This is a genomic window from Mesobacillus jeotgali (assembly GCF_900166585.1).
Lineage (GTDB): Bacteria > Bacillota > Bacilli > Bacillales > Cytobacillaceae > Mesobacillus > Mesobacillus jeotgali_A.
In genome coordinates, this window is sequence record NZ_FVZC01000008.1 from 697,397 (window position 1) to 708,956 (window position 11,560).

11 protein-coding genes and 1 riboswitch are annotated in these 11,560 nt (G+C 44.4%); all 11 genes read left to right on the plus strand.

Annotated features, from left to right (window positions below):
* The first annotated feature begins 24 nt into the window (after nucleotides 1-24).
* Entirely contained in the window at nucleotides 25-1,341 is a 1,317-nt protein-coding gene (locus tag B5X77_RS08520; RefSeq protein ID WP_079507067.1) for an O-acetylhomoserine aminocarboxypropyltransferase/cysteine synthase family protein, read from the plus strand.
* Between the two features lie 110 nt (nucleotides 1,342-1,451).
* Nucleotides 1,452-1,566, plus strand: a riboswitch (SAM riboswitch).
* A 259-nt stretch (nucleotides 1,567-1,825) separates the two neighbouring features.
* Nucleotides 1,826-2,851 (plus strand): methionine ABC transporter ATP-binding protein, encoded by a 1,026-nt coding sequence (locus tag B5X77_RS08525; protein WP_079507069.1) that lies wholly within the window; start codon nucleotides 1,826-1,828, stop codon nucleotides 2,849-2,851.
* Nucleotides 2,844-3,512, plus strand: coding sequence for a methionine ABC transporter permease (locus B5X77_RS08530; protein WP_079507071.1), 669 nt, complete (start codon nucleotides 2,844-2,846; stop codon nucleotides 3,510-3,512). The genes B5X77_RS08525 and B5X77_RS08530 overlap by 8 nt, the downstream gene beginning before the upstream one ends.
* A 14-nt stretch (nucleotides 3,513-3,526) precedes the next feature.
* Nucleotides 3,527-4,366 (plus strand): MetQ/NlpA family ABC transporter substrate-binding protein, encoded by an 840-nt coding sequence (locus tag B5X77_RS08535; protein WP_079507073.1) that lies wholly within the window; start codon nucleotides 3,527-3,529, stop codon nucleotides 4,364-4,366.
* 114 nt (nucleotides 4,367-4,480) lie between these two features.
* Entirely contained in the window at nucleotides 4,481-4,852 is a 372-nt protein-coding gene (locus B5X77_RS08540; RefSeq protein ID WP_079507075.1) for a carboxymuconolactone decarboxylase family protein, read from the plus strand.
* 265 nt (nucleotides 4,853-5,117) lie between these two features.
* Nucleotides 5,118-5,270 (plus strand): hypothetical protein, encoded by a 153-nt coding sequence (locus B5X77_RS23265; RefSeq protein WP_176167272.1) that lies wholly within the window; start codon nucleotides 5,118-5,120, stop codon nucleotides 5,268-5,270.
* Nucleotides 5,271-6,103: 833 nt separating this feature from the next.
* Nucleotides 6,104-6,889 (plus strand): Fe-S cluster assembly ATPase SufC, encoded by a 786-nt coding sequence (sufC, locus tag B5X77_RS08545; RefSeq protein ID WP_079507077.1) that lies wholly within the window; start codon nucleotides 6,104-6,106, stop codon nucleotides 6,887-6,889.
* A gap of 18 nt (nucleotides 6,890-6,907) precedes the next feature.
* Entirely contained in the window at nucleotides 6,908-8,215 is a 1,308-nt protein-coding gene (gene sufD, locus B5X77_RS08550) for a Fe-S cluster assembly protein SufD (RefSeq protein WP_079507079.1), read from the plus strand.
* Complete coding sequence (locus B5X77_RS08555; protein ID WP_079507081.1) at nucleotides 8,215-9,444, plus strand: cysteine desulfurase; 1,230 nt, start codon at nucleotides 8,215-8,217, stop codon at nucleotides 9,442-9,444. Before sufD ends, B5X77_RS08555 begins: the two co-directional genes overlap by 1 nt.
* On the plus strand, nucleotides 9,434-9,880 hold the full coding sequence (gene sufU, locus B5X77_RS08560) for a Fe-S cluster assembly sulfur transfer protein SufU (protein WP_079507083.1): 447 nt from the start codon (nucleotides 9,434-9,436) through the stop codon (nucleotides 9,878-9,880). Before B5X77_RS08555 ends, sufU begins: the two co-directional genes overlap by 11 nt.
* Before the next feature lie 111 nt (nucleotides 9,881-9,991).
* Nucleotides 9,992-11,389 carry a Fe-S cluster assembly protein SufB gene (sufB, locus tag B5X77_RS08565; RefSeq protein WP_079507085.1) on the plus strand — a complete coding sequence of 466 codons (1,398 nt, stop codon included), beginning with the start codon at nucleotides 9,992-9,994 and terminating at the stop codon, nucleotides 11,387-11,389.
* The last annotated feature ends 171 nt before the right edge of the window (nucleotides 11,390-11,560 follow it).

The following is an 11,560-nucleotide window of genomic DNA, read 5'->3' on the forward strand; positions in this document are numbered from 1 at the left end:
TTTTTCATGATAGGAGAGATGGAGATGGCAAAGGAACAAAAAAACTACAAACTCGAAACGATTGGTGTGCATGGAGGCCAATCACCTGATCCGGTCACTGGGGCAAGAGCCGTACCGATTTACTCAAGTAATGCATTCCAGTTTGAAAACACAGAACATGCAGCTGATTTATTTGCCCTTAAGGAATCTGGCTATATTTACTCAAGGATCCATAACCCGACTGTTACAGCCCTCGAGGAAAAGGTCTCCCTGCTTGAAGGTGGTGTCGGTGCGCTAGCTCTGGCCAGCGGCATGTCTGCTATCACGATGGCAGTTTTAAACATCGCGCACGCCGGTGATGAGATTGTAGCTGCTTCTAATCTTTATGGAGGGACTTACAATCTATTTGCAGTGACCCTGCCTAAGTATGGAATCAAAGTCCATCTTGTAGATCCGGAAAATCCTGAGAATTTTAGAAAAGCGATTACACCGAAAACAAAAGCTGTATACGCGGAAACCATCGGAAATCCTAGTCTTCGAGTCTTGGATATCGAAGCCGTAGCAGATATTGCCCATGAAGCAGGGGTACCATTGATCATTGATAATACTTTTGCGACCCCTTACCTGTGCAGGCCGATTGAATTTGGTGCAGACATTGTCATACACTCCGCTACCAAATGGCTGCTGGGCAACGGAACTGTAATGGGAGGAATTATTGTAGATGGTGGCAATTTCGACTGGAAATCACCAAAATTCCCGGGCTTCAATGAGCCAGATTCCAGTTACCACGATATAGTTTATAGTGAAGCAATAGGGGCAGCCGCCTTTATCGTTAAAGCGAGAGTTCAGCTGCTTCGTGACCTTGGACCGGCAATCAGCCCACAGAGTGCCTTCCAATTCAATCTGGGAATAGAAACTTTACATGTCCGCATGAAGGAACATGTTGCCAATACCAAGAAAATAGTAGACTATCTTGAGTCGCATCCAGCTGTTACCTGGGTCACCTATCCGGGGGATGACTCCCATCCGGATAAGCACCTGGCAGATCGATACCTTCCTAAAGGTGCGGGTTCCGTTGTTGTCTTTGGCATTGAAGGCGGCAGGGAAGCAGGAGCCAAGCTGATCAACTCACTGGAACTATGGTCACATGTTGCCAATGTTGGTGACGCGAAGAGCCTTGTCATCCATCCTGCAAGCACAACACACCAGCAGCTGGATGCAGAGGGACTCAAAGCTGCCGGCGTACCGGAGGATTTAATCCGTCTCTCCGTGGGAATTGAGAATAGTGAGGATCTTATTGCGGACCTGGAGCAAGCGATCGAAAAAGCAACTGGAGTACCGGGAGTGGCAGCAAGAACATAAATAGCCATTACCTTCCAAAGGTTTTTGAAAATAATTTTATTGACACTCTTTTTTGTTCCGTGCTACAATCACACTCGTAACTATAACCGATTGCATAATTTAATAGCGTGCTCTTATCAAGAGAGGTGGAGGGAAGTGCCCTATGAAGCCCGGCAACCGTCAGTAAGCTTGCTTACGTGAAATGGTGCCAATTCACACAAAGCTTATTGCTTTGGCAGATGAGAGAAAGGATACAGCCTACTACTATGCCTTTCTGCTCTTTTGCAGAAAGGCTTTTTTAATGCTTCTCCAGTATCGGAATGGCTGAACAGGATGTTTTTTCCGACTGATGTCCTTGCTGATAATCAGGCAAAACAACAATCTGGCCCCTTCTTTTAATGAAGTTTGAATTAATTCGCTTAGGGAAAGGGAAACTAGATTGATAAGGTATTTAAGAAGCAATTAACGGTTTTAAAGATTAATCGGAATGAAGAGGGGGAGTCAATTGATTTCGATAAAAAAAGCAAGGAAGATATATCCCTCAAGAAAGGGAGAAGTCAAAGCGGTAGATGACGTAAACCTTGAAGTCAAAGAAGGAGAAATCTTTGGCGTCATCGGCTACAGTGGTGCGGGGAAAAGCACGTTAATCCGGATGCTCAATGGTCTGGAGATTCCAACATCAGGATCCGTCGTGGTGGCCGGCAGGGAAGTTTCCAGAATTAAAGGAGCAGAACTTCGAAAAGCGCGCCAGGAAATCAGCATGATTTTTCAGCACTTCAACTTGCTGTGGTCAAGGACGGTGGCCGAAAATATCGCTTTTCCACTGGAGATTGCCGGTGTCCCTAGGGCAGAGAGGGAAAAGCGTGTAAAAGAATTAATAGCGCTTGTAGGCCTTGAAGGACGAGGAGAAGCCTATCCATCACAATTGAGCGGCGGGCAGAAACAGAGGGTCGGAATTGCCAGGGCGCTCGCCAACAATCCAAAGGTACTGCTAGGGGATGAAGCAACTTCAGCACTTGACCCGCAAACGACAGACCAGATCCTCGACCTTCTAGTTGATATCAATAAAAGGCTGGGTCTTACAATCGTCCTGATCACTCATGAAATGCATGTTATCAGAAAGATTTGCCACCGGGTCGCTGTAATGGAAGGCGGAAGGATTGTCGAAACAGGTCCAGTATTGGAAGTATTCAAAAATCCTCAGCAGCCAATCACCAAAAGGTTCGTCCAGCAGGTAACAGAGCCTGAAGAAACAAAAGAAACAGCAGAACATTTACTGTCACTTTATCCGCATGGCCGAGTTATTCAATTGACGTTTGTCGGTGAGGGAGCAGAGCAGCCGCTCATCACGAGGCTGATTCGGGAATACCCGATCACGGTCAATATTTTACAGGGGAAGATATCCCAGACTCAGAACGGGTCTTACGGTACTCTCTTCATCCACCTGGAAGGCGATGAGAATGAGCTCGACCGTGCCATCGAATTTATTGCGCAACAAGGTGTTGGTGTGGAGGTGATTTCAAATGACTGAGACTTTATTTCCAAATGTGAAATGGGACCGAATGTGGGAAGCGACAATTGAAACACTATATATGAGTGCCATATCGGTAGTAGCAACGTTTATCATTGGGGCAATCCTTGGCCTGTTGCTATTCCTGACTTCAAAGGGGAATATCTGGGAGAACCGACCGGTTAATATCGTACTTAGTGCCATTGTTAATATATTCAGGTCAATCCCATTCATTATCCTGATTGTTCTTCTTATCCCTTTTACAAAGTTCATCCTTAACACAATGATCGGTGAAAATGCGGCATTGCCGGCTTTGATTATTGGTTCTGCCCCATTTTACGCAAGGATGGTTGAAATCGGGCTGCGGGAAATTGATAAAGGTGTTATTGAAGCAGCAAAGTCTATGGGAGCTAAAACAACTGAAATCATTTGGAAGGTACTCCTTCCTGAATCCATGCCTGCCCTTGTTTCCGGAATAACCGTAACAGCAATCGCGTTGGTCAGTTATACGGCTATGGCCGGTGTAATTGGTGCCGGGGGGTTAGGGAATCTCGCATACCTAGAAGGCTTCCAGAGAAGCCGTAATGATGTAACGCTGATGGCGACAATCATTATCTTAATCATTGTATTTTTAATTCAATTCATTGGTGATTTTGCTACAAGAAAACTAGACAAAAGATAGAGGAGAGATTTACATTGAAAAAATGGTTACTTGCATTATTAACTTTGATTTTAACAGCAGGTCTTGCAGCTTGTGGTGCTTCTGAAGACAAAAAAGAAGGAGAAGGCGGCAAGGAAGAAAGCAAGAAAATTGTTGTAGGTGCTTCTAACGTACCTCATGCGGAAATTTTGGAAGAAGCAAAGGACCTTCTTAAGGAAAAAGGCTTTGAACTTGAAATTGAAACGTTCAATGACTATATCGTCCCTAACCAGGCACTTGATTCAAAAGAACTTGATGCAAACTACTTCCAGCACATTCCTTACCTGGAAGCACAAATGGCTGAACACGGCTATAAGTTCGAAGTAGCGGGCGGAATCCACATCGAGCCAATCGGAGTTTACTCAAAAGAATACTCAAGCCTTGATGAACTGCCTGAAGGCGCGCACATCATCATGAGCAGCTCTGTTGCAGACCACGGACGTATTCTGACAATGCTTGAAAAAGAAGGTTTAATCACCCTTAAAGATGGTGTAGAAAAAGTTAAGGCGACAATTGATGATATTGCTGAAAATCCAAAGAAACTAAAATTCGATACAGAGTATGAAGCAGCATTGCTTCCTCAAATCTATAACAATGGCGAAGGCGACGCAGTACTAATCAACTCTAACTACGCAATTGACGCTGGATTGAACCCATTAAAAGATTCTATTGCAATCGAAGAAAGTGATTCACCTTACGTAAACGTCATTGCAGTACGTGAGGGAGACAAAGACAAGCCAGCAATCAAAGCCCTTGTTGAAGTTCTTCACTCAAAAGAAATCCAGGATTTCATCCTTGAAAAATATGAAGGTGCAGTAGTACCTGTAAAAGAATAATGTTAAAGGAAAGCAGGCAGCCAGCCTGCTTTTTCTTTTTGCCAGACAATCCCGCATAACCAGCTCCGAAATCTAACATACTAACCGAGAAAAAGTAAGTTAGGAGTGGAAGCAATGGAACATCATTATGAGCCAAGAAATTCTACAGAAGCAGCATTGCATGAATACAAGCAGGGTCTTGGTGTATTTACACAGAAAATGCCTGAATTAGCGCATCACTATAATGCGTTTACCGAAGTATGTTTCCAGGAAGGCACCTTATCACAAAAAGAAAAACAGCTGATCGCTTTAGGGATTTCATTGTACTCGCAGGATGAATATTGTATTATCTACCATTTAAAAGGGTGTCTTGACCAGGGTGCGTCAGAAGAACAAATTTTGGAGGCTGTTGGAGTTACAGCTGCATTTGGCGGCGGGGCTGCCATGAGCCAGGCAGTCACACTTGTCCAGGAAGCAATGGCAGAGCTGAATACTTTGAAGCAGTAAAAGCCCTTTTAGGATCAATAAATGGCTGAAAACTCATAGGAAAGGCTTCATTCGGGAGGAATTTGCCATTATTCTAAGAATGCCAGAGCTGACGTAACGGTAAGCCTCCATATTCCGCTACATCCAAAATTTAACGGTTTTAAACGCTTTGATAGTGGTAAACAGAAAGTGTTAACATTGCACTATCAAATAAAACGCTTATTAAAGCGAAAAACCGAAGGGATGATTCACTATTAGTCAGCTAAAACTGAACTACACAAGTGAAATGGAAAAAGCTATGCATGGAGCTCACGGAATTAGTTATGAAGTTTACAGCATGAACCATGACGCAAGAATGGAAGTCGAGAGAAAACGCGAAAGAGACTATATTAAAAGCCAACGGATGGTCGCTGACCTGGATAGAAAAATCCACTCGTAAGCGAGAATATATATAATAGAAGTAACAAAGCGAAACCAGTGTATTTTTTGCACTGGTTTCTTTATTATCTTTTCACGATTTAATGGGCCTTAAGATGGTCGAATGGATATTAAATGAGTAAAAATTTTGTTCCGATCTCGTGGTAGCTTCGGACAAAGTGTGACGAGACCTGCTCGGTTTTGTCTGAACCTGAGGTGACTTCGGACAAAGTGGGAGGAGCCCATCGAGAATTTGTCCGAACTCGAGAATTCTGGTTATCTCCGTTGCAGTGCTGGCAGCCAGAAACCTAGACATCAGTGGCAGAACAGCTATTCGAGTACATTTTTTTATAGCAACAGGTTAAAAATAAAATGATGTACAAGCTGTGAGCGGAATATCCGACTTTAAATTGCTTGTTCTGGTAAAATAGAAATGTATTGTGTCGTTGCATGTCGCCATTCAGCGAGCTGAATGGCGGGGTGGGGGAAGTGGAAAGAAAACAAGGAATCATCTGCAGATCTGATTGTTTATCAGAGCTTCTGCTGATTTTTGGCTCACTGTCGTGAAGCTTATGCTTCACTGGCTTTTCATCTAACGCTGAAAAGCTGCCGAGAGCGAATGAAACGCTGCGGGCAAATGAATTTGCCCGGTCGTTTCCTTCCCACTCGGCATGAGCCAAAAATCTATAAGGTTACTGACAGTAATCTACAGGGTTCGTTGTATTTCTTTCCACTTCTAAAGTGTTGCTATCACTTTTCATTTGTTATAAGATTGTAATGAGAATAAAATGAGAATAGAGCTAAAGTCGGCTGGGGTCGGCTTAATATCTTTTCTATATTGACGGAGGTAATATTATGGCAGGATCTGTATTATCAATTAAGGACCTTCAAGTTGAGATTGAGGGCAAACAGATATTAAAAGGTGTGAACTTGGAAGTTAAGGGTGGGGAAATCCATGCGATCATGGGACCGAATGGTACTGGTAAATCCACTTTATCTTCTTCAATCATGGGTCACCCTAAGTATGAAGTAACAAATGGAACAGTTACGCTTGATGGCGAGAATGTTCTTGACATGGAAGTTGACGAAAGAGCACGCGCTGGTCTTTTCCTTGCTATGCAATACCCAAGCGAAATAAGCGGTGTGACAAATGCTGACTTCCTTCGTTCTGCTTTGAACAGCCGTCTTGGCGAAGGAAATGAAATTTCGCTTATGAAATTCATCCGCAAGATGGATAAGCAGATGGAATTCCTTGAAATGGATCTTGATATGGCACAGCGCTACCTTAACGAAGGATTCTCCGGCGGAGAGAAGAAGCGTAACGAGATTCTGCAATTAATGATGCTTGAACCGAAAATCGCAATTCTTGACGAAATCGACTCAGGTCTTGATATCGACGCATTGAAGGTTGTTTCTAAAGGAATCAATGAAATGCGCGGCGAAGATTTCGGCTGCTTAATTATCACTCACTACCAGCGCCTTCTTGATTATATCACTCCTGACTACGTACACGTTATGATGCAGGGCCGCATTGTGAAGTCTGGCGGACCAGAGCTTGCACAGCGCTTAGAAGCAGAAGGATACGACTGGATTAAGAAAGAACTGGGCATCGAAGACGAAACAGTTGGGCAAGAAGCTTAAGCGTTGGGGGGATTTATAATGACTACGGAAACGAAATGGGCTTTTGACCAGGAGTACATTACTTCCTTCTCAAAAGAAATGAACGAACCGGCATGGCTTACAGAGCTTCGTGTGCAATCTCTTGAAAAAGCAGAAGATCTTTCTATGCCAAGACCGGATAAAACGAAAATCGATAAATGGAACTTCACTCAGTTTGAAAAGCTTCTTGTGAAGAGCGATGTTTTCTCATCTATCGACCAACTTCCTGAAGATGTAAAAGCGCTTGTAGACCAGGAAGCTAAAGAAAACAGCCTTTATGTGCAGCGCAACAATAAGCCTGCCTACCTCCAGCTTTCAAAAGAAATGCAGGAGCAGGGCGTTATTTTTACTGATATTTTCACAGCAGCACGTGAATACAGTGATCTGCTGAAGAAGTACTTCATGACGGCTGTTAAAAACGACGAGCACCGCTTGACTGCTCTTCACACTGCATTCATGAACGGCGGGGCTTTCCTTTATATACCTAAAAATGTTCAGCTTAAAAACCCGATCCAGGCAATCTTCCTGCATGATGATGCGGAAGCCAGCCTTTTCAACCACGTACTTGTGGTTGCTGAAGACAATAGCTCTGTGACATACGTTGAGAACTATATCTCCACAACTGGAAAAGTGAACGGATTGGTGAACATTGTAACAGAAGTAATCGCTGGCCAAAATGCGAAAATCCAGTATGGTGCAGTTGATACTTTGGCTGAAGGTCTTACAACTTATGTGAACCGTCGCGGCCATGCTGGAAGAGATGCTCGTATCGAGTGGGCTCTTGGCATGATGAACGATGGCAACACAATTTCAGAAAACACTACAAACCTTGTTGGTGACGGTTCATACGGCGATACGAAGACAGTTGTTGTCGGACGCGGAGAACAGACTCAGAATTTCACAACAAGCATTATCCATTTTGGTAAAAATTCTGAAGGTTATATCCTTAAGCACGGTGTTGTAAAGGATAGCGCTACATCTATTTTTAACGGGATTGGAAAAATCGAGCACGGGGCTTCTAAGTCAAATGCAGAGCAAGAATCACGTGTACTGATGCTTAGCGAAAAAGCACGCGGGGATGCTAACCCAATTCTTCTGATCGATGAAGATGATGTAACAGCAGGTCACGCTGCTTCTGTTGGACGCGTAGATCCATTGCAGCTTTACTACTTGATGAGCCGCGGTATTCCTAAGCACGAGGCAGAGCGCCTTGTCATCCACGGTTTCCTTGCACCAGTTGTAAATGAGCTTCCGATCGAGGGAGTTAAAAAGCAGTTGGTCGAGGTCATCGAAAGGAAAGTTAAATAATGAACGCCCGCGAAATTCGTGAACTGTTTCCGATTTTAAAACAGGAAGTCAATGGCAGCCCGCTTGTCTATCTGGACAGCGCGGCAACATCACAGAAGCCGGTGCAGGTAATCGAGGCACTGGATAAATATTATCGCGAATACAACTCCAACGTACACCGCGGTGTACACACTCTTGGAACAAGAGCGACTGATGGGTACGAAGGAGCAAGGGAAAAGGTCCGTAAGTTCATTAATGCAAAATCCATTGAAGAAATCATCTTCACCCGCGGAACTACTACTGCAATCAACACGGTAGCTGCAAGCTATGGCCGTGATAATCTCAATGAAGGCGATGAAATTGTCATCTCCTACATGGAGCATCACAGCAATATCATCCCGTGGCAGCAGGTGGCGAAACAAACGGGTGCAACATTGAAATATATCGATCTGCAGGAAGACGGCACGATTTCACTTGATACTGTGAGAGAAACTGTTACAGAGAATACGAAAATCGTTTCGATCATGCAGGTATCCAATGTATTGGGTGTCATGAACCCGATCAAAGAGATTGCCGAGATTGCCCACCAAAATGGTGCAATCATGGTTGTCGATGGTGCTCAAAGCGCTCCGCATATGAAAATCGATGTTCAGGACCTTAATTGCGATTTCCTCGCTTTTTCTGGACATAAGATGTGCGGGCCGACAGGTATCGGCGTATTATATGGCAAGAAGGCACTTCTTGAAAAAATGGAGCCGATTGAGTTTGGCGGCGAAATGATTGATTTTGTAGGTCTCTACGAGTCAACCTGGAAAGAGCTGCCTTGGAAATTCGAAGGCGGAACACCGATCATCGCTGGAGCGATCGGTCTGGGAGCCGCAATCGACTTCCTGAATGAGATCGGGCTCGACAATATTGAAAAGCACGAACACGCTCTTGCGGCTTATGCGATGGATAAAATGTCTCAAATCGAAGGCATGACCATTTATGGGCCTAAGGAAGCCGGCAAGCGTGCAGGACTTGTAACATTCAATATAGATGACGTCCATCCACATGATGTAGCGACAGTACTTGATGCTGAAGGAATCGCTGTCCGGGCGGGCCACCATTGCGCCCAGCCGCTGATGAAATGGCTGAAAGCATCCGCGACAGCACGTGCAAGCTTCTACCTGTACAACACAGAAGAAGATATTGACAAGCTCGTAGCAGGCCTTGTCAAAACAAAGGAGTATTTCAGCGATGTCTTTTAATAATTTAGATAACCTTTATCGGCAAGTTATTATGGATCACTATAAGAACCCCCGCAATAAAGGTGTTTTGGAAGAAGGCAGCCTGACAGTCAATATGAACAACCCGACATGCGGCGACCGCATCCAGCTGACGATGAAAGTCGAAGACGGCAAGGTAGCGGACGCAAAATTCGAAGGGGAAGGCTGCTCGATTTCCATGTCCTCTGCTTCAATGATGACGCAGGCGGTAAAAGGAAGGCCTATCGAAGAAGCTTTAAAGCTTTCAACGGTTTTTTCTAACATCATGCAGGGAAAAGAATACGAAGAGGATGATCTTGACCTCGGGGATATCGAAGCACTGCAAGGTGTCGCGAAATTCCCTGCCAGGATCAAATGTGCTACTCTTGCATGGAAGGCAATGGAGAAAGGCCTTAAGGAAGAGGAAGACAGCCAATAAAAGTCATCGCAGGATGATTTATCCGAAAGGGCTGCGGGGGATTGGCCTGCGGCGAACAACTACAAAGCAGGAAACCTGGTTTCTATGCTTTAAGAATGGAGGAATTCGACGATGGCTAAAAAAATGCCAGAGATCGGTGATTATAAATACGGATTTTCCGATAAAGACGTTTCCATCTTCCGGTCTAAACGCGGCCTGACGCGTGAAATCGTTGAAGAAATTTCAAAAATGAAGGAAGAGCCCCAGTGGATGCTGGACTTCCGTTTAAAATCATTGGAGCATTTCTACAACATGCCAATGCCTCAATGGGGCGGAGACATGGCTTCATTGAACTTTGATGAAATCACATATTACGTTAAACCATCTGAGCGCTCTGAAAAATCATGGGATGAAGTACCTGATGAAATCAAGGCGACATTCGATAAGCTCGGGATTCCTGAAGCTGAGCAAAAATACCTTGCAGGTGTTTCTGCGCAATACGAATCAGAGGTTGTATACCACAACATGAAGGAAGAGCTTGAAGAGCTGGGAATCGTTTTCAAAGACACAGATTCAGCTCTGAAAGAAAACGAAGACATTTTCCGTGAGCATTTCGGAAAAGTCATCCCTCCAACAGACAACAAGTTTTCAGCATTGAACTCTGCAGTCTGGTCTGGCGGATCTTTCATCTATGTTCCAAAGGGAATCAAAGTGGATACTCCGCTTCAGGCGTATTTCCGCATTAACTCTGAAAACATGGGCCAGTTCGAGCGTACACTGATCATCGTTGATGAAGGCGCGCACGTACACTATGTTGAAGGATGTACAGCTCCTGTTTACACAACGAACTCCCTTCACAGTGCGGTCGTTGAAATCATCATCAAGAAAGACGCATACTGCCGTTACACAACCATCCAGAACTGGGCAAACAACGTCTTCAACCTTGTTACAAAACGTGCGGTCTGTGAAGCGAATGCGACAATGGAATGGATCGATGGCAACATCGGCTCCAAGCTGACAATGAAGTACCCTGCAGTCATCCTTAAAGGTGAAGGCGCACGCGGTATGACATTATCAATCGCAATCGCTGGTAAAGGCCAGCACCAGGACGCAGGTGCGAAAATGATCCACCTTGCTCCAAACACATCATCAACCATCGTATCAAAATCAATCTCAAAGCAAGGCGGAAAAGTAACTTACCGTGGTATCGTCCACTTCGGACGCAAAGCTGACGGTGCCCGCTCTAACATTGAGTGCGATACATTGATTATGGATAACAAGTCTACATCAGACACAATTCCATACAATGAAATCCTGAATGACAACATTTCTCTTGAGCACGAAGCGAAGGTTTCCAAAGTATCAGAAGAGCAATTGTTCTACCTGATGAGCCGCGGAGTCTCCGAAGAAGAAGCAACAGAAATGATCGTCATGGGCTTCATCGAGCCATTCACAAAAGAATTGCCAATGGAATACGCAGTCGAAATGAACCGCCTGATCAAGTTCGAGATGGAAGGTTCTATCGGTTAATACTGATAGCCACGAAAATCCACCTGCCTAGGCAGGTGGATTTTTATGTTATGAAGAGATTCATCCTGTTTTCGTAGAGATTAACTATGAAATTGAAGAGGACTACATCGATTTTGTGGAGATTAATAAAAAAACGTAGGGGATATCGTTAAAACCATAGAGATTATCCGA